Genomic DNA, 20181 nt, shown 5'->3' on the forward strand with positions numbered 1-20181 from the left:
GCCTCCGGGCGGGTCCGGGTCGTGTGCGGGTGGGTGCGGGGGGTGCGGTCGGCCCTGCCGTGCGGTGCGGTGTCGGGTCGGGTCGGGTCGGGTCGGGTCGGGTCACACGGTCTCCACGGGCGACCGGGCCGGTGGACGGGCGGATGTACGGGCGGAGTACGGCCGGGCGTTCGTGCGGCCATGGTTCACCAGGGCGAGGGGGTGCCGGTAGGGGGATACCGGCCGTCGGGGCGGGCGATTTCGAGGGGGCGGTGGCCGGAGAGGCGCGGCGCGGCCGAGGAGTCCCACCGTTCACCGTGCCTGCCGGGCGGGCCCTCGCGGGGCGCCGCTCCCCGGACGCCGGAGAGGCTCGGGAGCGGGCACCCGCCCCCGGACGCCGGGCTCCTCTGCGGCCGGAGGTACGGCGCGGCCCGGGGCGCGGAGGGTGACCGGGACGCCCGCGTGAAGCGGTGCCGCGCGCTCGCGGCACCGGCCGCCCGAGGGTGGAACGGCGTGGGGACGGTGGGCGGGACCCGCGCGCTCGCCGGGTGAGCGGGGTCCGGCCGGTGCGGGCCGGGAAGCCGGGCGGGACCGGCGCCGGGCCGGTGGGTGGCGGGCCGGTGGGCGGCGGGCCTGCCCCCGTTGAGGCGGCCCGGCCCCCTCCCCGGCCGGCGCGCTCCCCACCGGGCCCGGAATGCCGTACTCCCGTGGTGGGCCGGGCCGTCCCCCGCCACCGATCCGCCGGATAACGGGGGACACGCCCACCGCGACCACCCTGTGCCGACGCGCCCCGGAGCGGCATACGTTGTGGCCGCCCTGCGGACGGACCGGACGGGGATCGGTGACGGGGCGTCGAGAACGGCCGCTGAACCCGGAGAGCGGGCCCGTCGCGCGATTCGCGTACGGGCTGAGGGAGCTGCGCCGGGCCGCGGGAGGGATCACCTACCGGGCGGAGCGGACCGTTGCGCCGGGGAGACGGAGCCGACGGTCGGCCGGGCGGGGGCGGGCCCGGGCGGGCCGGGCGTCCGGGGCCGTGCACGGGAGGTCGCGGCGGAGGCACACCCCACCGCGCCACACGCCCCGATGCGCGGGGTTACGGCGCCCCGACGGTTGCCGGTTCCGTGGTGCCGGACGCGCCCGGGTCACCGGGACCGCCGGCCGGGCGCGTACCGCCGGCCTCCCTGGCCTGGGCGAGGACCGCGCGGCGGAAGCCACGGCTGCGGCCCGCGCAGTCGGCGCAGATCGCCGGGCTGCCCTCGGCCGAGGGATCGCGGTCCATCTCCGCGGCGATGTAGGAGTGGTCGCAGCGGTGGCAGCGCACCCGGGCCTCCCAGATGTCGTCGACCTCGTCCCTCGGGTCGTGTCCCCGGCGCAGCAGCGGGGAACCGGCGACGCGCAGGGCCACCAGATAGAGCACGACGCTGAGGGCGAAGGTCACCGGCGAGGACCAGGTGGTGCCGAAGGTGCCGGTGAATTCGAGGAGCATGATGCCGGTGAGTGAGGAGATCAGCCACACCACCGCCCCCGGCGCGATCGTGGCGACGCGTCCGGGCCTGAACTCCGGCAGGCCGCCGCGGTCGCCGCCCCGGTGCACGATCAGATGCGTGAGCATGATGCCGACCCAGCCGACGACGAACGCGCCCTGCCACGCCAGTGCGGTGAGCACATAGCTCAGCACGTCCGTGAGCATGATCAGGTACGTGACGACGCTGGCCAGCGCGAGTGCGGCCACGCGCGGTACGCGGATGTGGAACAGCCGGGCGACCGTGGCCTCCAGATTGGTGGAGGCGACGTAGTAGTTGGCGGTGTTGATACGCGACTGCGTCAGCCAGACCACGCCCAGTCCCCAGACCCCCATCAGCGCCACGACGGTGTCACCGATGGCCGTCTCGGTCGGTGCGCCCACGGTGTCGGCGACCAGGACCAGGAAGATGCCGATGAGCCCGTTGACGAAGTAGCAGAACAGATAGAAGACCGGGCCGAAGGTGACGACACCGTGGTAGCGGGCGTCCTTCGGGGCACCGAAGCGCCCGAAGTCGATCGTGTACATCATGAACACGAACACACCCATGTAGACGAAGAACGCGTACAGCCATCCCGGCGCGCCGAGGTCAGGGGTGACATCGGGGGTGTGGGTGAGCCAGCCGGAGGGCTCGTACTCCCGCACAGCCAGGATGATCACGATCATCAGGCCGGTCCAGTAGAGCGGGAGCAGCGCGCCGTTGAACTTGTCCAGCCAGCGCCGTACGCCGCCGATCGCCATCGGGACGTTGCTGAGGATCGAGATCGCGTACCACATCTCGATGTTCAGGGCCCCGGTGTACGCGTGCAGGGCGTGCGCGATGACGGAGCCCTCGAAGACGGCGTAGTAGATGGCCGTCGCCGCCAGGACGAGGGGGGCGAGCACGGAGCCGACGTAGCCGAAGACCCGCTGGGAGATCAGGGCGACGGTGAGGCCGGTGCGGGCCGCGTAGGCGGAGAAGAAGTAGTTGACCGTGCCGAAGCAGACGACCGCGAGCAGGATGCCGACCAGGGTGTTGACGGTGCCCACCGTCACGGCCAGGGTCGCGGCCGTGACCAGGTAGAACATGCCGCTGACGAGCGCGTACCAGGTCATGGTCAGCGAGAGCCGGCCGCTGCGCCAGGTCAGCGGGACGATATGCGTCGAGTAGTCCTCGTTCGCGGCCTCCTTGACGACGCGCGGGTCGTCGGAGAAGGAGACGTCCAGAGGTGCTAGTTGGCCGCGGGCAGAGACATCCGGGCGTGGTGAAGTCACGGGGAGTCCTTGGTGAAGGCCGCCTGGGGACAGCGGAGAAGGAGCGTCGCACGGAGGGCGGCGCGGGGGCGGCTTGGTCCGACCCGAGGCTTTCCGGCACGGTGGCCTCGTGCGGCCCAAGTTGAAGTGCCACCGCTCCGCTTGTCAACGGCCTCACACAAAATCTGGCTGATAACGACGAAAAACATCATTGACATGGCCACTTAGCTACGAATTTCGTTGTACGCCATGGAGGCGGGGCGCCAGCATCAAGGTCACCGCGACCAGGGCGGGAGCGATGGCCGCCGCGGCGGCCGGGTGCCGGCTCAGCGCGAGGGCGCCGCCCAGGGCTCCGGCCACCAGGGCGAGCAGGACGCCGAGCCGCCGCATGAGGTGGCGGGCGGACCCGGCGGCGGCCGACTCCGCCATGGAGGTCAGCGTTCCGGTGACGAACGTCGTGGTGATGCCGGCGAGGGCGACCCGTCGCGCGCAGGCGGTCTGCACACCCATCGCGAGCGCCGAGACCGACACGAGCGCCACGTCCGCCACCCCGCCCGGCCGCCCGCCGACGGCGGTCCAGCCCGCGAGGAACACCAACTGACACCCCAGGCTGACGGCGAGGACCCCGGTGATACGGCGGGGCCAGACCGCGCCCGTGTCGAGCGTGCGGGTGAACCGGAAGGCGAGGACCAGACCGGCGGTGAAGGCCAGCGTCGCCGCCGCCGCACGGGCTATGTGCAGGTCGAGGCCCTGCGCCCCGGCGATGCCGAGCAGCACGAGATTGCCGGTCATGTTCGCGGTGAACACGCCCCCGAGGCCGAGGTAGGCCACGGCGTCGGTGGCGCCCGCGGCCACGGTGAGCAGCAGCGGGAGGAGGTCGGCGAGCCGCCGCTCGGAGGCACCGGCCGGGCGCCGGGCGGTCCCCGCCGTCCCGTCCCGCCCGGCCGGCGGAACGTCACACGGGGCGCCCGGCCGCGGCTCACCACCGGTGACGGGAGCCGGGGCGGCGGGGTCCGGCCCGGCCGCCGTACCGAGGGCGGGGCCGGCCGCGGTGTCCGGGCGCGGTTCACCCCTGGCGCCGGAGCGCGTCGCATGCCCGGGGGCGGGAGCGGCCGTGGCGTCCGGGCACGGCCCGTCCCCGGAGCCGGGGCCCGATCGGCGCCCGGCACCCGGATCGGCCCGGGGTCCGGCGGGGGACGCGGCCGCGTGGCCGTCACGGGTACCGCCGGGCGCGGCGGAGGCGGCGGGGGTGTGACCTGGCTGAAGGGACACGGCGCTGATCCTTGGCGTTGGGGCCCGACACGCGGCGGTGCCGCGGGGGCGGGGGTTGACATGGGGGAAATCGCGAACCAACAATAAGCCCACTTGGTCGGACCATCTGACTATCTTGGCCCACCGGCAGGGCCCACGCGATCAACCGAAGGCACCGCACAATGGCTCACACTGATCCCGAGACCCGCGTCCGTGAACTCGGCCTCGTCATCCCCGACTTCTCCGCCCGGCCGTACTACGGCACCGAGTACGGGTCGATGAAGCCGCACCACATCACCGGCAACCTCCTGTTCCTCGGCGGCCACACCGCGGACGACGCGGACGGCAACGTCCGCAACCCGGGCCGGCTGGGGGCGGATGTCACCATCGAGGAGGGCTACGAGGCCGCGCGGCTGACCGCCCTCAACTGCCTCGGCGGCATCCGGCTCGCCCTCGGCTCGCTCAACCGGGTGCGCTCCCTTGTACGCTCACTGTGCTTCGTCGTCAGCACCCCGGAGTTCGAGGACGTCCACAAGGTGTCGTCGGGCGCCACCGACCTGTTCCGGGATGTGTTCGGTCCCGAGGCGGGGCTCGGCGGCCGTGCCACCATCGGCGTGATGAGCCTCGCCCGGCGCAGCTGCTTCGAGAACTGGCTCACCGTCGAGATCGACGACTGACACCTCCGCGGCCACGGCCGCCGCGTCCCGCACCGGCGGGCGCGCGGCCGTGCGGTGCGGTACCACCGCTCAACCGAACGACAGGAAAGGCATCCGGTGCCCGTCGACTGGACCCTGCTCGCTCCCGAGGCCACCCTCGGCCCGCACCGGCTCGCCGGGCGTCTCCAAGGGCTGATCGAGGAGGGGCGGCTGGCTCCCGGCGAACGCATCCCGGCCGAACGCGAACTGGCCGAGCGGCTCCGGATCTCCCGTGCCTCGGTACGCGAGGCACTGCGGGAACTGGAACTGCGCGGGCTCGTGAACCGCAAGCCCGGCCGGGGCACCATCGTCACCGGCACCACCCGCCCGGACCTGCACCCCCGTCAGCTCGGCGACATGAACGACGCCGCGCGCCTGGTGCACGAGGTGATGGACCTCCGCTCGGCCGTGGAACCCCCGGTCGCCGCCCGCGCGGCCGTACGCGCCACCGAGAGCGACCTCCAGCATCTCGCCGACCTGCTGTCGCAGGCCGAACTGGAGCGGGACCGGGAGAATCTGGCCGCGCTGATCGAGCTGGACGGCGCGTTCCACGTCGCCGTCGCCAGGGCGGCCCACAACCCGATGCTCACCCGTCTGCTCGAAGCCACCAACGAGTGGGTCGGCCCCTCACGGGACCCCCAGTACCAGACCACCGAACGCCTGGTCGCCTCACTGCGCGGGCACCGCCGTATCCTCGCGGCCCTCATCGGCCACGACAGCGACGCCGCGGCCGAGGCGATGGCCGACCACCTCAGCGAGGTGCAGGGCATGATCATCGACACCCTCGGCCGCGGGGTGCACGACCCCGCCGAGCCGTCCTGATCCGGGCACGGCGGTGTCCCGGTCCGAGCGCCCGCGCGGCCCGGGTTCCGTACGGATCCGGTACGGACCGGACGGCGGTGCGGAACCCGGGACGCACACCGCCGCAGCGGACCACCGCGGCTCCCCCGCGGCACCCGGCCGGACGGTGACACCCGCCGCACCTCCGTACCCACGGCGCCGTACCGCCTGCCGGTCACGGGCCCGTGACCGGCCCGTACCCGCATCCCGCCTCCACGGCGGAACCGACACCCGCACCCGCACCCGCACCCGCACCCGCACCCAGGAAAGCCCATCACCATGCCCGCAACACCCCCGCCGCCCGCCACCACCCGGCCCTACGGCCTGGCCACCCCGCACGCCCTGGCCACCGGCGCGGGTGACGCCGTACGGCGCGAAGGAGGCAACGCCGTCGACGCGGCCCTGGCGGCGGCCGTCGCCCTCACGGTCGTCTACCCGCATCAGTGCGCCGTCGGCGGCGACCTCATCGCCCTGGTCGCCCTGCCGGACGGGCGGGTCGTCGCCGTCAACGGCAGCGGCGCCGCCGCGCGGGCCGCCGACCCCGGCGCCCTGTCCGGCACCCGTATGCCGGTGACGGGCCCGCTCACGGTCACGGTCCCCGGTGTGGTCGCGGGCTGGGCCACCCTCTCGGAACTCGCGGGCCGCCTCCCCTGGCGGCGGCTCTTCGCCGACGCCGTCGCCTTCGCCCGGGACGGGGTGCCCACCGCGCCAGGCGTCGCCACCGCGCTGCGGGAGGAGGCCGGCGCCCTGATGGCCGACGAGGGGATGCGTGCCGTCTTCTACCCCGGGGGACGTCCCCTCGACGCCGGGGCTCCGCTGCGCCAGCCCGCGCTCGCGGACTCCCTGGCGCTGATCGCCGAGGAGGGGCCGAAGGCGCTGTACGCGGGGTCCCTCGGCGCGGGTCTCGTCGAGCGGCTGCGCGGACTCGGCTCGCCGCTCTCCCCGGACGACCTCGCGGCCCACGCCACGGAGACCGCGGAACCGCTGTCGGCCTCCTTCCGGGGTGAGGAGTATCTGACCGCGCCGCCCAACTCCCAGGGCATCCATCTGCTCCAGGCGCTCCGGCTGATCGAGCGCATGCCGGAGCAGGCCGATCTGCTCGGCGCCGACGCGCATCTCACGGCCCGGATCTTCGACGCGATCACCCATGACCGCGACCGGTATCTCGCGGACCCCCGCCATGTCCCCGTCCCGGTCGGCGAACTCCTCGGCGACTCCCACCTGGACGCGCTCGCCGCCACGGTCCTCGAAGGCCGCGGCTCCGCGCCGCAGGCGGGCCCGGCGCCCCGGGCGGGTGCGGCCCGGCCCAGCGGGGACACCGTCGCCGTGGTCGCCGCGGACGACGACGGCTGCGCGGTCTCGCTCATCCAGAGCCTGTTCCACAGCTTCGGCTCCGGCATCCTGGACCCGGGCAGCGGCATCGTCCTGCACAACCGCGGCTCGTTCTTCGATCTCGCGCCCGGATCCCCCAACCGGCTCGCCGGCGGCCGTCGCCCCGCCCACACCCTGATGCCGGTCCTCACCCGCCGGGACGGCTTCGTCACCGGCGCCCACGGCACGATGGGGGGCAAGGCGCAGCCGCAGATCCACACCCATCTGGCCCTGCGCCTCCACGCGGGCGACGACCCCGCCACCGCGCTGGCCCGTCCCCGCTGGGTGATCGGCGGGCTCGGTGTCGACGAGCCCGCGGGAGTGGCGTCCGTGGAGGGCAGTGTCCCCGGTGACGCGGTGGCCGCGCTGCGCGGCGGCGGCTATCGCACCCGGGTCTGCGCCGACCTGGACGAACAGGTGGGCCACGGCCAGCTCGTCCGCCGTACCCCGGAAGGGGGTTTCAGCGCGGCGACCGACCCCCGCAGTGACGGCGCGGCCACGGCCGTCGGCCTCTGACCGCCACGGCGCTCAGCCGCCGGCCTTCCCGGTCGTCCCTCCGGCCCGGTGCGTCCCCCGGGCCCGGGGTGCTCGTCGGCCGGAGGTGTCAGCGGGCCCTTCGCTGCCGACGTCGTGCGGCGCGCCGGGCCTTCCGGGTTCCGTCACGGAGATCGGCGAGATCCAGGAGCACGCCGATACCGCTGCCGATCCCCCGCAGGACCCGCCACGCGAGCCCACCCAGTTCTTCCACGATCTCCCCCTCCGGGTCCCTGTACAGCGGCGACCCCGGGCGTTCATGCGGGGGCCGGCCTTCCACGCTATCCGACCGGGTGTTCGGGAAGGGCTCCCCGGGCCGTACCGGAATCCCCGGTACGGCCTGTGGAGCCGGGGAGCCCGGTCCGCCATGAGCCCCTTCGCCCCGGCCGTCCGGGTCCCGGCGGGAGGGGATGCCTTCCGCCGCCGCGTCCGCCGGAGCCGCGTACGCGCCCCCACCCCAACGGCGCACCGCGTCGCCTTTCACCTGGCCGACCGCGTCGACCGGGAAGGACAATGGCGCGGGAGAACTCCGGCGTTCCCGCCTCTCCCCCGCCGTTTCACCGGCACCGGTTCCCGTATGCCGTTCCCGTTCCGGGAAGAACGAGGTGCGCGATCTCCCCGCACCCCGCGCGGACCGCTCCCGCCGGACCGGAAAGGAGCATGCGCATGAACGGCCTCGCCCTCGGGGAATCCACCGCCGGGACTCGGGCAGGCCGGCCGAGATGACGGCCTGCCAGATCTCGGTCGTCGTTCCGTGCCGCGACGACTCCGAGGCACTCGACGCCTTCCATGTGGCGCTTCTCCAATCCCTTGTGTCGACTCGTCACTCCTTCGAGATCTGCTACGTCGACGACGGCAGCCGCGATCGGACCAGGGAGCGGCTGGCCGCTCTGACCGGAGCGGACGGCCGGGTCCGCTACACCTCGTTCAGCCGTCGCTTCGGCAGCGAGGCCGCCGTACTCGCCGGACTGCGGATGGCGCGGGGCGATGCCGTGTTCCTCCTGGAGGCCGGTCCACGGTGCCTGCCCGGCACGGTGCTGCCCCGGATGCTGGATCTGCGCCGGCGGGGGTACGACCAGGTGGTGGCGCGGCCGGACCACACCGGCGGACGCCGTCTGCGTGCCGCCCTCGGCGCGGCCTCCCACCGGGCCCTCGGGCACTGCATGGACGTCGACATCGCCGAGGGGCCGGTCGGCGTCCGGCTGCTGTCACGGCGTGCGGTGGACAGTGTGCTGTCCCTGCCCGAGAGGAATCGTTTCTCCCGAGGCATCTTCTCCTGGGTCGGATTCGACACCGCGAGCTTCGCGTACGAAGGCGTCCGACGCGGGGAAGCCCTGCCGAAGCGGGGCGCACGGGGCCCGCGGACCCTCCGGAGAGCGCTCGACCGGGGACTCGACGGAGTGATCTCCTTCAACAGCCGTCCCCTGCGCCTCGCTGTCCACGCCGGGCTGCTGCTCTTTCTGGGGGCCCTCGGATACGCCCTCTGGGTGGTGCTGCACGCCGTACTGTACGGAGTCGTCGTACCCGGCTACGCCACCCTCCTGATGACCGTCGTGGCACTCAGCGGAATACAGCTGGCCACCCTCGGCGTCATCGGCGAATACGTGGGGCGCATCCATCACGAGACGAAGGGCCGTCCCCACTACGTGGTCCGCGAGACCGACGATTCCGGTCCGACCGTGCGACCGGCAAGCGTCGCGGAGGGGATACCTTCGGACGCGCCGGGCGCGGATGCGGTCCCCGCGGCGGCGGCCGGTCCGGCCCGCCCGCGGCCCCTTCGCCAGTTCCTGGTCTTCGCGGCGGTCGGTGTGGTCAACACGGCGGTCTATCTGGCCGTCTACGCCTCGCTCAACACACGCGTTCCGTATCTGGTGGCCCATGCCGTGGGATACACGGTGAGTGTGGTGGGCTCGTTCCTGCTGAACTCGTACGTCACCTGCCGGACGGCGCCGACGTGGCGTTCCTTCGCCCGGTATCCCCTGTCGAGTGTGGCCGGCCTGGTGGCCGCCGGAGGTCTCCTCCACCTCGGTGTCGGCGTCCTCGGGATGGACAAGAACACCGCCGCCCTGGCCGCGGGAGTCCTGGTCACTCCCCTGTCGTTCCTGCTCGCCCGATGGGCCATCACCTCCGGTAGGGCCGCGCCGCTCCCCCGGGCGGTACGGGACGGCGCCCCCTCCGCACGTCCGGCGCTCTGGGCGGTGACGCTCTGTCTGCCGCCCCTCGGCCTGCTCGCCGCGGCGGCCTGGTTCGGGCGGCACGTGCGGCCCGGTGCGGACGACTGGTGCTTCCTGCCCGCCGCGCGGGACGACGGTGTGAGCGGGATGATCGCCAAGTTCTACCTCCAGGACAACGGGCGGGTGGCCAACGCTCTGCTGGTGGGGCTGTACGCGAGGTTCGGGGTCGCGGGACACCAGTGGTTCGCCCTCGTCAGCGCCCTCGTCATGCTGGGCGTCCTGTGGACGGTCACCGCCCTCGCACTGCGCAGAGCCACCCTGACAGCCCCCCGCGGAATCCCCCTCCTGGTGGCGTCCATGCTCACCGCCGTCTTCCTCTTCGCCACACCCAACACCTACAAGACGTTCTACTGGCCCGCCTCCTCCGTCTCCCACACCCTCGCCCCCGTACTCGCCTGCGCCGCCGCCATCCCCCTCCTCCTCGCCAGAACGGACCAAGGACGGAGAGCGGCCCTGGTCGCGGTCTTCGGGGCGGGCTGCTTCCTGGGAACCCTGTCCGAACAGGCGTCGGTCGTCGCCCTGGTCGTCGTGTCGTGCGTCCTTGTGCTCAGCGGCAGGATCTTCACCGGCCGCGTGCGTCCCTACGCGCGCCGGTGGTGCCTCACCGGAGTCGCGGGGGTGGTGACGGGGACACTCGTGCTGCTCACCTCGCCCGGCTCACAGAACCGCCGTGAGCGGTACGGGGCCAACGCCTCCATGCTCTCCCCCGACGTACTCGTCGACTCACTGCGCTCCTTCCGGCACATCCTGATCACCCTCCTCACCACATGGCAGTACGCGGGTGCGGTGGCGGCCGGGCTGCTGCTGGGCCTGCTGTGCCGGCACACCGGAACACGGCCCGCACCGGTCGTCCTGGCCAACCGGCGGCTCCTCGCCGGGGCGGGCGTCGTCTCCTTCCTCGTGTCCGGCACTCTGTGCTGTGTGGTCGCCTACCCCGTGTTCGGCACCGGGGTGGCGACGGTCTCCCGGGCGTGGAACGACTACCTCCTGCTGTACACCGTCCTGCTCGTCGGCGCCGGCGCGCTCCTCGGCCGTACGCTGCGGCTGCGCGCCGGGCCCGTCGGCGCCGCGAGGGTGACGGGCGCGGCCGTCTGTGCCGTCTGCTGCCTCGCCTTCGCGGTCTCCCTCGGCCGACTGGCGCAGGACATGAGCACACGGGCCCGCGCCTGGGACCACCAGGACCGGTGGCTCCGCGCCCAGGCGGCGCACGGCGCCCGCGTGCTTCCGTACAAACCGCTGTCGGTGAGCCGCATGGGAGAACCGTTCGGCAAACACGGAAGCTGGCCGGCTGACTGCGTCGCCGACTACTACCACATCGACAAGGTCACCCGGGCGAACCGGCTTCCCTGACCGGGGGGCCCGGCCCACGAGCCCGGACACACCGGCCGCCGCCCGGTTCCCGCGGTGTTGTTCTGCGCGGGAACCGCCGCTGAAAGGCGGCTCGGTGATCCGGCCCGGCTTCCGCCCACGGCGCCCGAGGGGTGCGGGCCGGACCGACGCCCCTTCCGGGCGCGGGCTACGGTCTGGGCGTCTTCAACGTCCAGCGCTGGATCGGCCACCACGGTTCCCTGCCCGGCTACGAGTCCCCGACCGTCTGTCTCCCCGAGGCACAGGCGACGATGGCCGTCCTCCTCGACACGGGCATCCTGCACGACAACGTGGAGCCCAGCACCCTCTTCGGCCAGGCGATCACGCGCATCGTGACACCCGGCCATGTGGTCAACCTGCCTGCCCGGCCCGCCCCTCCGACAACGGGCACGCCCAGCGGGAGCGGGCACTCCCCCTGACGGCGACCGCCGGTCCGGCGGGGCCGTGCCCCCGCCCGGCCTCCACCCCGCCCGCGGTGGGGACTTCCGCCTGTCATCGCAGGCCGCGGCGGGCCTCCGACCGGGGCCGGGCCATGAGCGAGTCAAAAGTTAGGTTAGGCTAAGCAAAGTTGAAGGTTCTTCGCGGCCCATCGCTCCGGCGATGCCGGCTGCCCGTTCAGTGCTAGGAGTCATCCGCCGTGCGTTCCGTTCGCTTCCGCAAGTCCATCGTTGTGACCAGTACGGTTCTGTGCGCGGGTATGGCGCTGAGCGCCTGCGGGGAATCCGGCAAGGCTTCGGCTTCGGGCAAGAGCCAGGGCAACGTCACCGTCGCGACCGCCAAGGGTGATCTCGAAGTTCCGCGAAAGCCCGCCCGGGTCGCCGCGCTCGACAACACGTCGTTCGCGACGCTCAAGGCGTTCGGCGTCAAGCCCGTCGCGGTGCCCAAGGCCCTCCTGCCGCAGCAGGGCTTCGAGGACTGGAAGAACGACGCGTCCATCAAGGACGTGGGCACCCATCGCGAGCCCAAGTTCGAGGCGCTCAACGCGAGTGAGCCCGACCTGATCATCGGCGGCTACCGGTTCACCGATCACCACGACAAGCTGTCCAAGATCGCCACGACGGTCGACGTCGCCCCGTCCGACGAGGCCAAGGGCGGATACGTCAATGCGCTGACGGCGCAGACCGAGGCCCTCGGGAAGATCTTCGGCGAGGAGGACAAGGCCAAGGAGATCGTCGCCGCCCTGGAGAAGTCCCGGCAGTCGGCCGTCGACGCCACCAAGGGCGAGAGCGTGTTCCTCGCGGTGTCCAGCGCCGGAAAGATCGACAACGGGGCCAGCCGGATCGGGCGGCTCATCGAGCCGCTGAAGCTGAAGAACGTACTCGGCGCCGAGGGGGAGGACAGCACCTCCGTGCACGACAACTCGGGGCTCGCCCCCGAGACGGTCGCCAAGCTCAACCCCGACTGGATGATCATGATGGACCGGGACGCGGCCGTGGGTGGCGAGGGCACGGAGTCCGTCGCGGCGAAGAAGCTCGTGGACGGCATGGAGGCGTGGGACAGGACGACGTTCCGCACGAAGGACCAGATCGTCTACCTGCAGAGCGACTTCTATGTGACCGAGGGCGCCCAGGCCTACACGGAGGCCTTCGACAAGGTGGCGACCGCGTTCAACGCGGCCGGCTGACACCCCACGCCGGTGCGGCCCCGGCCTCGCCGTGGGCCGCTCACCCCACCTCCGCCCCGGAAGCCTGATGCGCCGACTCCCTCTCCTGCTCGCCACACTCTGTGTGCTGGCCCTGATCACCGCCTCGCTGTTCATCGGCGGATACGACATCGACCTGCACACCCTGTTCACGGATCCCGAAGCCCGGCGCATGTTCCTCATCTCCCGGGTGCCGCGCACGCTCGCCCTGGTCTTCGCCGCGGCCGCGATGGCCGTCTCCGGCGTGATCATGCAGATGCTTGTGCAGAATCGATTCGTCGAGCCGACCACCACGGGCACCAGCGAGTGGGCGTCGCTGGGCGTGCTGCTGCTCACGCTCCTCGTACCGGCGGCGTCGCCGCTGGTGAAGATGGGCGCCGCCAGTGCCTTCGCGTTCGCCGGCGCGCTCGTCTTCCTGGTCGTCCTCGGGCGGATCGCGCTCAAGTCGCAGGTCATCGTGCCGATCGTGGGCATCATGCTGGGCGCCATGGTGAGCGCGGTGACCCTGTACATCGCCTCGACCACGAATCTGCTGCAGATGCTCGCCACCTGGCGTTCGGGCGGATTCAGCTCGGTGGTGCGCGGCACCTACGAGCCGCTGTGGGTGGTGGGCGCCATCGTCGCCGGGCTGTATCTGGCGGCCGACCGCTTCACCATCGCCGGGCTCGGGCGGGACACGGCCACCAGTCTGGGGCTGCCCTACCGGCGCGTCCTGTTCATCGGACTCACCATGGTCGCCCTGGCCACGGGCGTGACCACCGTCGTGGTCGGATTCATCCCCTTTCTGGGTCTGATCGTGCCGAACCTCGTCTCGATGGCGCGCGGCGACGACGTCCGCGGGAATCTGCCGTGGGTCGTGCTCACCAGTGCCGCCCTGATGATCGCCTGCGATCTCGTCGGGCGGCTCGTCGTCTTCCCGCTGGAGATTCCGGCGACGGTGGTGCTCGGGGCCGTCGGGGCGGTCGTGTTCGTCGCGATGATCCTGCGTCAGCGAGGGAAGGCCCATGTCTGAGAGTCAGCTGCCGGCAGCGCCCCCGTCCGGCGCCGTACCGAAGGGCGACGGCGCGGGCCCGGTGGTGCGGGAAACCCCCGTCCGCCGGGGGCTTCCGGCAGCCGCCCGGATCGCCGTGGCGGGCGCGCTCGCCGCCGTCTCCGTGGTCTGCTTCCTCTTCCTGTTCGTCGAGGGATCCTTCGAGTTCGCCGTCGAGCGGCGCCTGACCGTCCTGGGGACGATGACGGTGGTCGCCTTCGCCCAGGCGGTGGGAACGGTGGTGTTCCAGACCATCACCCACAACCGGATCCTCACCCCGTCGATCATGGGGTTCGACTCCGTCTACATCCTGATGCAGACGCTCATGGTGTCCGTCTTCGGCGGCAGCGTGCTCGCCGTGACGGACGGGCTGCCGAAACTCGTCGTCCAGACGCTGCTGATGGCCGGCTTCACCATGCTGCTGTTCGGCTGGCTGTTCAACGGCCGCAAGGGCAGCATCCATGTACTGCTGCTGGTCGGTGTGGTGCTGGGGCTGGCCTTCCGCAGCGTGTCGGACTTCCTCCAGCGGTTGCTCTCACCCGCCGAGTACGACGTGCTGTCGGCACGGCTGTTCGGGCGGCTCAGCAGCGCCGAGCCGGGGTACCTGCCCCTGGCGGGCATCGTGTGCCTGATCGTCGGCGTCGTCGTCTGGCAGCGCCGCTACCGCCTCGACACCCTGCTCCTCGGCCGGGATACCGCCACGAACCTGGGCATCGCCCACAAGCGCGAGCTGACGGTGATGCTCCTGCTGATCTCCTTGCTGATCGCGATGTCGACCGCCCTCGCGGGCCCCATGACCTTCTTCGGGTTCGTCACCGCGATGCTCGCCTACCAGATGTCCGGCACCCACCGGCACGTCGTCGTCCTGCCGATGGCGTTCCTCATCGGGCTGATCACCCTGGTGGGCGGGCAGTTCATCATGGAGCACGTGTTCTACGCCTCCGGCATGCTCACCGTCGTCATCGAGTTCCTCGGCGGGGCGGTCTTCCTCGTCCACCTCCTCCGGAAGGGCACCCTGTGATCGAGTTCACCGACGTCAGCAAGGCCTACGGCGACGACACCGTGCTCGGCCCGGTGTCCGGGCGGATTCCGGCGGGCGGCGTCACCTCGCTCGTCGGCCCCAACGGCGCCGGGAAATCCACCCTGCTGACCATCATCGGCCGGCTCGCCGAGCCGACCTCGGGCACCGTGACCGTCGACGGCCTCGATGTGCACCGGGCAAAGTCGCAGGACGTGGCGCGGACGCTGTCCATCCTCCGCCAGGAGAACCACTTCACCGCCCGGGTGACGGTGCGCGAGCTGGTCTCCTTCGGGCGTTTCCCGCACAGCCGGGGGCGGCTGACGCGGCAGGACATCACCCACGTCGACGACGCACTCGACTTCCTCCACCTCGGCGACCTCCAGCACCGCTTCCTCGATCAGCTCTCCGGCGGCCAGCGGCAGCGCGCCTATGTGGCGATGGTGCTGGCGCAGGACACCCGGTACGTCCTGCTCGACGAGCCCCTCAACAACCTCGACATGAAGCACTCCGTCCGGATGATGAGCCAACTGCGCCGCGCCGCCGACGAACTCGGCAAGACCGTCGTCCTGATCGTGCACGACATCAACTTCGCCGCCACCTACTCCGACCGGATCATCGCCCTCCGCGACGGGCGCATCACGGCCTCCGACAGCGTGGAGGCGATGATGCGCGCCGAGGTCCTCAGCGAGGTGTTCGACACTCCCGTCCAGATCCACGAGGTCGACGGGCAGCGGACCGCCGTCTACTACCGGTGAGGCCGGGACACACCGCCGGGTCGCCCCTTCACCCGGTGACCGCGGGCGCAGCCCGCTGCCTCGCCTCGGCCCGGGCCCGGATATCGCACCGTGTCCCTGGGCCGCCGAACTCCCGGCGGTCGACGGCGAAGAAACCGGGCCGCGCGGTCGGGTTCGCGGTAGGCGGCGACCATCCGCTGGCAGATGCCCCAGGTCGCCTCGACCGCGACGTGCTCCTCGGCCGCGAAGAGTTCCTTCAGTCGCGCCTGCTGTTTGTCGGTGAGCAGGTCGGCGCCGGTGTGCAGGGTGCGGCGGGCGGAGTACAAGGGGGCGCCCTTGTGGCCCCGGTGTCCGAGGGTCTCCTGCTGGATCCGGCGGCGGCAGTCGTCCATCGTCTCCCCGGCCAGCTGCACCACGTGGAACGGATCCATGACGCTGACCGCCTCGGGCAGCCCCTCGGTGGTGGCGGTCCCGAACCCCGCGAACCCGTCCATGGCGACGACCTGGACACCGTCGCGCCAGGCCTGGTCCCGCTTGTCCAGCCAGGTCTTGAACGCCTTCTTCGACCGTCCTTCGGCCATGTCGAGCAGCCGCGCCGGACCGGTGCCGTCGCGGACCGGGGTGAGGTCGATGATGACGGTGACGTACTTGTCGCCGTGGCGCGTGTGCCGCCGGCGGTGTTCGTCGACCCCGAGAACGGCCACCCCGTCGAGGCGAGCCGGGTCCTCGTTCAGGACCCGCCTGCCCTCCGCCGGCACGGCGTTGTCGGCGGTGTGCCAGGACACCCCCAAGCCCTCGGCGACGCGGGCCATGGACACGTGCTGGCAGACGATCCCGACCAGGGCCCAGGCCAGGCCTCCGAGGGAGATCCTCGCCCGCGCCTCGGCGGCGGTGGTGGTGTCCTGGCGCCACACGTGAGCGCACTCCGCGCACCGGTACCGGAGGACCGTGATCGCGGATGAACGAGCAGCTCCGCACGGCTTCGTCCTCCCCGGCCATGTGATGGCAGCCGGATGGTCTTCGCCCGGTCGGCAGCGCCGACCCCCGTCGTCGTTCCGACGCGGGCGTCTACTGCCCTACGCATCGGCGGAGAAGGCGTACCGGCTGCTCGACGAGGGTGGTGTCGGCGGCGAGGTCGTCGTCACCTTCTGACCGCCCACTGAGTCAGCGATCTGGCGGTTGCCGAGACCCTGAACCCACGGGCTCTCCCTCGCATGTGCCGATCGGCCGCGCTACGCGGCCCTACGCAGCCGAGGACTGACGCGACGGAATACAAGGGAGCAGTGGTGACCTCAACCCTGGCCAACCACGTGGAGACCACCGACGGTCGCCATGGCCTGCAGACCCTGTGCGAGGGCGGTGGGATGGCCGACGTCACCATCATCGAACGCCTCTGACCCACATTCGGAGCACCCTCCGCCCGCGGAACACACAGTAAAGGACTTGGACATGGACATCACCGGTAGCTCCGCAATCGTCACGGGTGGCGCCTCGGGACTGGGGTTGGCCACCGCCGGACGACTGACCGCCTTGGGAGCCCATGTCGTCATCGCCGACCTGCCGACCTCGCCAGGCGAGACCGTCGCTGCTGAACTGGGCGAGGGAGCGGTGTTCGCCCCCGCTGACGTCACGAGCGAGCAGGAGGTGGCGACGGCGCTGGATACCGCCGAAAAGCTGGCCCCCCTGCGGGTCGTGGTCAACTGCGCCGGGATCGGTAGCGCGGTCAAAACACTCGGCAAGCACGGTGCCTTCCCGCTCCCGGACTTCACCCGGGTCGTGACCGTCAATCTGGTCGGCACCTTCAACGTCATCAGACTGGCTGCGGAGCGCATCGCACGGACGGAGGAGATCGCAGGGGAGCGAGGCGTGATCATCAACACCGCATCCGTGGCCGCCTTTGACGGGCAGATCGGGCAGGCCGCCTACGCCGCGTCCAAGGGGGGCATCGTGGGGATGACACTGCCGGTGGCCCGGGACCTGGCCCAACTGAAGATCCGCGTCGTCACCATCGCACCGGGGCTGTTCAGCACACCACTGCTGGCCGGTCTGCCGGAAGCGGCCCAAGCATCACTCGGACAGCAGGTCCCGCACCCCTCCCGACTCGGCGATCCGGCCGAATACGCCGCGCTGGCCGCACACATCGTGGAAAACCCCATGCTCAACGGCGAGACCATCAGACTGGACGGCGCCATCCGTATGGCACCGCGCTGACCCGGCTCTGTCGGCGGGGTCTGTCTACTACCGGGGATGGGGTGAGGTCGTCGTCTTCGCCGCGACCGCCGACCGTATCGGCGAGGTCTCCGGCGTCCGCGTCGCCGACATCGACACCGAGAACTGGATCTGGACCGTCCGCCGCCGGACCACCCCCGCGCGCGGCGGACTCACCTGGTTCGCCGACGCAGGAGTCTCCGCTCATGTCCTCCGCAAGATCGCCGGACACGGCTCACTGCTCACCGCCCAGCGTCACCTCCACCCCGACATGTCCCAGATCACCAACGCCGGGACCGCTCACCTCGATCCCGTCGGCGCGCCCCTCAGTCTCGCCGTCCAGACCGTCCCCGGAAGGCGCCGCTGGACCGGGCGGTCCCCAACTGGTCCCCAAGAACGACGGAAAGGCGGTACCGGATTGTTCCGATACCGCCTCCGACCTGCGAAAACGCTGGTCGGGACGACAGGATTTGAACCTGCGACCCCTTGACCCCCAGTCAAGTGCGCTACCAAGCTGCGCCACGTCCCGGTGCCCGTCTGACCTGGGGTTTCCCCGGGCTGAACGCGCATAAGAACAATACCGCACTCGGAGCGATGGTCACGAACCGCTTTCCGGGCGCGGCTCACCGGCGGCCCGGGCGGACGGCACCCGGGCCGAGGGAGAGGCGGCGGGGCCTCAGCCGGGCGGTGTCGCGAGGTCGGGATGCGCCGTCAGCAGCCTGCGCGGGGCCGCCTGGCGCCAGGAGTCGAGGAGGATCGCGAGGAGTTCCTCGTCGTCGTCCACGGCGGAGAGCCGGACTCTCAGCCAGGCGTAGTTGTCGTCGTGGCCGGGGCGCAGGAAGAACTTCTCCGGCTCGGCGGCGATCAGCTCGGCACGCTCCTCCTTGGGGCACTTCACCCCCATGACCCGGTCCTCGTCGTCGAGGGAGGCGAAGATGCGCCCGCCGTCCACACGGAAGGTGGGCATGCCCCAGGAGAGCTTCTCCAGGGCGCCGGGCAGTGAGAGCGCGAGTCTGCGGACATCGTCGGCGGTGGCCATGGGACGACGGTACGACGTGGCACTGACACTCGCCCGCGATCCGCCGGCACGGGGTGCCTCGCCCGTGCCGTACCGCCGCGTCCGGATGAGCCGGTGACCGCGATCCGTGCCCTTTCTCCCGCCCGGGACCGGAGGGCACGGCCCACGGGTCCGGGCCTCCCGGCGGGCGGACGGCCGTGTGCGAAGGAGCTCAGATGGCGCCGTCCTCCCGCCGGTGGATCCGCTCGACCAGTTCCCCCGCGAGCGACTTGATGGTCTCCAGGCCCGCCCTGCCCCACGGCCGGGGTTCCGTGTCGACGACGCAGATGGTGCCGAGTGCGATGCCCGCACGGTCGATGAGCGGCGCCCCGAGGTAGGAACGGACGCCGATCTCGTCGACGACCGGGTTCCCGGCGAACCGCGGATAGTCGCAGACGTCCTCCAGCACCAGCGCCTTGCGCCGCACGATCACATGCGGGCAGAAGCCGCGGTCACGGCTCAGGACCCGGCCCGTGCCGCGGGCCGCCGCCGCGGCGGCGGAGGTGCTCAGATCGCTGCCGCTGTGCGTTCCGGCCGGGGTGTGCAGCCCCGCGAAGAACTGCCGGTTCTCGTCGATGAAGTTGACCATGCCGTACGGAGCCCGGGTCGCCCGGGCGGCCCGGTGCGCGAACTCGTCGAAGACGGGGTCCGGGCGGTCCCCGAAGCCGAGTTCCCGCAGCCGTCTGACCCGCTCCGGCGCCTCCCCGTCGACAGGGGTCAGCAGCAGTCTGCCGGCCGGGCCGTATCTCATGCGACGCTCCTCAACTGGGCGCCGGAGCCGGGGCCACGGCGGTGGTGAGCAGATGCTGGACGAGTGTGACCAGGGTTCTGATGCCGGAACTCGCGATCCGGGCGTCGCACAGCACCACCGGCACCTCGGGCCGGAGGTCTATGGCCGCCCGGACCTCCTCCGGCTCGTAGTGGTAGGCGCCGTCGAACTCGTTGACCGCGACGGCGAATCCGATGCCCCGCCCCTCGAAGAAGTCCACGGCGGAGAAGGAGTCCTCCAGGCGCCGGGTGTCGGCGAGGACGATCGCGCCGAGAGCTCCTTCGCACAGTTCGTCCCACAGGAACCAGAAGCGTTCCTGTCCGGGGGTGCCGAAGAGATAGAGGACGTGATGCTCGTCGAGGGTGATCCGGCCGAAGTCCATGGCGACCGTGGTGGTGGTCTTGTACTCGACGCCGTCCAGTCGGTCCGTTCCCACGCTCGCCCGGGTCAGCAGCTCCTCGGTGCTCAGCGGCTCGATCTCGCTGACGGCCCCCACGAAGGTGGTCTTGCCCACGCCGAAACCGCCGGCGATCAGGATCTTCAGCGCGGTGGGAAAGGGATCGGCGCGTAACGCGGGGCCGCTCGCCGCGGGGCCGCTCGCCGGGGAGCGGTTCACCACGGAGCCCGTCACCACGGGAGCGCCGGTCACGGAGGTGTTCACGTCCGGGCCGCCGCCCATCGGACCGATCGCCG

General features: G+C 71.9%; 16 protein-coding genes, 1 tRNA gene and 1 pseudogene. 11 read left to right on the forward strand and 7 right to left on the reverse strand.

Translation table 11 applies throughout. The features are described from left to right. Positions 1-1072: 1072 nt before the first annotated feature. Positions 1073-2755, reverse strand: coding sequence for a purine-cytosine permease family protein (locus ACFYT4_RS20865; protein WP_389270795.1), 1683 nt, complete (start codon positions 2753-2755; stop codon positions 1073-1075). A 207-nt stretch (positions 2756-2962) separates the two neighbouring features. Beyond that, complete coding sequence (locus ACFYT4_RS20870; protein WP_389270798.1) at positions 2963-4006, reverse strand: DUF1275 family protein; 1044 nt, start codon at positions 4004-4006, stop codon at positions 2963-2965. A gap of 161 nt (positions 4007-4167) precedes the next feature. On the opposite strand from ACFYT4_RS20870, the gene ACFYT4_RS20875 reads away from it, so the two are divergent. The 9 genes from ACFYT4_RS20875 to ACFYT4_RS20915 all read left to right on the forward strand — a co-directional run bounded on the left by ACFYT4_RS20875 (position 4168) and on the right by ACFYT4_RS20915 (position 15475). Further along, the gene (locus ACFYT4_RS20875; protein WP_389270801.1) at positions 4168-4662 is read left to right on the forward strand and encodes a RidA family protein; all 495 of its coding nucleotides are present in this window, start codon (positions 4168-4170) and stop codon (positions 4660-4662) included. 96 nt (positions 4663-4758) lie between these two features. Then, positions 4759-5502 carry a FadR/GntR family transcriptional regulator gene (locus tag ACFYT4_RS20880; RefSeq protein ID WP_389270803.1) on the forward strand — a complete coding sequence of 248 codons (744 nt, stop codon included), beginning with the start codon at positions 4759-4761 and terminating at the stop codon, positions 5500-5502. Between the two features lie 297 nt (positions 5503-5799). Next, a complete protein-coding gene (locus tag ACFYT4_RS20885; RefSeq protein WP_389270806.1) occupies positions 5800-7407 on the forward strand; it encodes a gamma-glutamyltransferase family protein in 1608 nt (535 codons plus the stop codon). 740 nt (positions 7408-8147) lie between these two features. Next, positions 8148-11009: a DUF6056 family protein gene (locus tag ACFYT4_RS20890; RefSeq protein ID WP_389270809.1), complete on the forward strand. Its 2862-nt coding sequence runs from the start codon at positions 8148-8150 to the stop codon at positions 11007-11009. 131 nt (positions 11010-11140) lie between these two features. After that, positions 11141-11446: a hypothetical protein gene (locus ACFYT4_RS20895; protein ID WP_389270812.1), complete on the forward strand. Its 306-nt coding sequence runs from the start codon at positions 11141-11143 to the stop codon at positions 11444-11446. Between the two features lie 218 nt (positions 11447-11664). Then, positions 11665-12651, forward strand: a complete 987-nt coding sequence (locus ACFYT4_RS20900; RefSeq protein WP_389270815.1) for a siderophore ABC transporter substrate-binding protein — start codon at positions 11665-11667, stop codon at positions 12649-12651. Between the two features lie 67 nt (positions 12652-12718). Next, complete coding sequence (locus ACFYT4_RS20905; RefSeq protein WP_389270818.1) at positions 12719-13681, forward strand: iron chelate uptake ABC transporter family permease subunit; 963 nt, start codon at positions 12719-12721, stop codon at positions 13679-13681. Continuing rightward, entirely contained in the window at positions 13674-14720 is a 1047-nt protein-coding gene (locus ACFYT4_RS20910) for an iron chelate uptake ABC transporter family permease subunit (RefSeq protein WP_389270820.1), read from the forward strand. Before ACFYT4_RS20905 ends, ACFYT4_RS20910 begins: the two co-directional genes overlap by 8 nt. Continuing rightward, positions 14717-15475: an ABC transporter ATP-binding protein gene (locus ACFYT4_RS20915; RefSeq protein WP_389270823.1), complete on the forward strand. Its 759-nt coding sequence runs from the start codon at positions 14717-14719 to the stop codon at positions 15473-15475. The genes ACFYT4_RS20910 and ACFYT4_RS20915 overlap by 4 nt, the downstream gene beginning before the upstream one ends. A gap of 137 nt (positions 15476-15612) precedes the next feature. On the opposite strand, the pseudogene ACFYT4_RS20920 reads toward ACFYT4_RS20915, so the two are convergent. Continuing rightward, positions 15613-16407: pseudogene (locus ACFYT4_RS20920) on the reverse strand (ISL3 family transposase); the annotation flags it as partial. Here ACFYT4_RS20920 and ACFYT4_RS20925 point away from each other — a divergent pair. Both ACFYT4_RS20925 and ACFYT4_RS20930 read left to right on the forward strand, forming a co-directional pair. After that, positions 16403-16606, forward strand: coding sequence for a hypothetical protein (locus ACFYT4_RS20925; protein WP_389270826.1), 204 nt, complete (start codon positions 16403-16405; stop codon positions 16604-16606). The pseudogene ACFYT4_RS20920 and the gene ACFYT4_RS20925 overlap by 5 nt on opposite strands. Positions 16607-16903: 297 nt before the next feature. After that, entirely contained in the window at positions 16904-17665 is a 762-nt protein-coding gene (locus ACFYT4_RS20930) for a 3-hydroxyacyl-CoA dehydrogenase (RefSeq protein WP_389270912.1), read from the forward strand. 449 nt (positions 17666-18114) lie between these two features. Here ACFYT4_RS20930 and ACFYT4_RS20935 read toward each other — a convergent pair. The 4 genes from ACFYT4_RS20935 to ACFYT4_RS20950 form a co-directional block, all read right to left on the reverse strand. Next, a tRNA-Pro gene (locus tag ACFYT4_RS20935) sits at positions 18115-18191 on the reverse strand. A 147-nt stretch (positions 18192-18338) separates the two neighbouring features. Further along, on the reverse strand, positions 18339-18701 hold the full coding sequence (locus ACFYT4_RS20940; protein WP_389270829.1) for an MmcQ/YjbR family DNA-binding protein: 363 nt from the start codon (positions 18699-18701) through the stop codon (positions 18339-18341). Positions 18702-18891: 190 nt separating this feature from the next. Continuing rightward, complete coding sequence (locus ACFYT4_RS20945) at positions 18892-19470, reverse strand: GAF domain-containing protein (protein ID WP_389270832.1); 579 nt, start codon at positions 19468-19470, stop codon at positions 18892-18894. Positions 19471-19480: 10 nt separating this feature from the next. Then, a complete protein-coding gene (locus ACFYT4_RS20950) occupies positions 19481-20167 on the reverse strand; it encodes an ATP/GTP-binding protein (RefSeq protein WP_389270915.1) in 687 nt (228 codons plus the stop codon). Positions 20168-20181: the final 14 nt, after the last annotated feature.

The sequence above is a fragment of the Streptomyces sp. NPDC004609 genome, from assembly GCF_042873655.1.
Taxonomy (GTDB): domain Bacteria; phylum Actinomycetota; class Actinomycetes; order Streptomycetales; family Streptomycetaceae; genus Streptomyces.

What these genes read in the sequence shown, in the direction of transcription:
- ACFYT4_RS20885 (WP_389270806.1), top strand. Translation starts at nt 5,800, where the DNA reads ATGCCCGCAACACCCCCGCCGCCCGCCACCACCCGGCCCTACGGCCTG.
- ACFYT4_RS20930 (WP_389270912.1), top strand. Translation starts at nt 16,904, where the DNA reads ATGGACATCACCGGTAGCTCCGCAATCGTCACGGGTGGCGCCTCGGGA.
- ACFYT4_RS20945 (WP_389270832.1), bottom strand. Translation starts at nt 19,470, where the DNA reads ATGAGATACGGCCCGGCCGGCAGACTGCTGCTGACCCCTGTCGACGGG.
- ACFYT4_RS20910 (WP_389270820.1), top strand. Translation starts at nt 13,674, where the DNA reads ATGTCTGAGAGTCAGCTGCCGGCAGCGCCCCCGTCCGGCGCCGTACCG.
- ACFYT4_RS20950 (WP_389270915.1), bottom strand. Translation starts at nt 20,167, where the DNA reads ATGGGCGGCGGCCCGGACGTGAACACCTCCGTGACCGGCGCTCCCGTG.
- ACFYT4_RS20940 (WP_389270829.1), bottom strand. Translation starts at nt 18,701, where the DNA reads ATGGCCACCGCCGACGATGTCCGCAGACTCGCGCTCTCACTGCCCGGC.
- ACFYT4_RS20890 (WP_389270809.1), top strand. Translation starts at nt 8,148, where the DNA reads ATGACGGCCTGCCAGATCTCGGTCGTCGTTCCGTGCCGCGACGACTCC.
- ACFYT4_RS20905 (WP_389270818.1), top strand. Translation starts at nt 12,719, where the DNA reads ATGCGCCGACTCCCTCTCCTGCTCGCCACACTCTGTGTGCTGGCCCTG.
- ACFYT4_RS20875 (WP_389270801.1), top strand. Translation starts at nt 4,168, where the DNA reads ATGGCTCACACTGATCCCGAGACCCGCGTCCGTGAACTCGGCCTCGTC.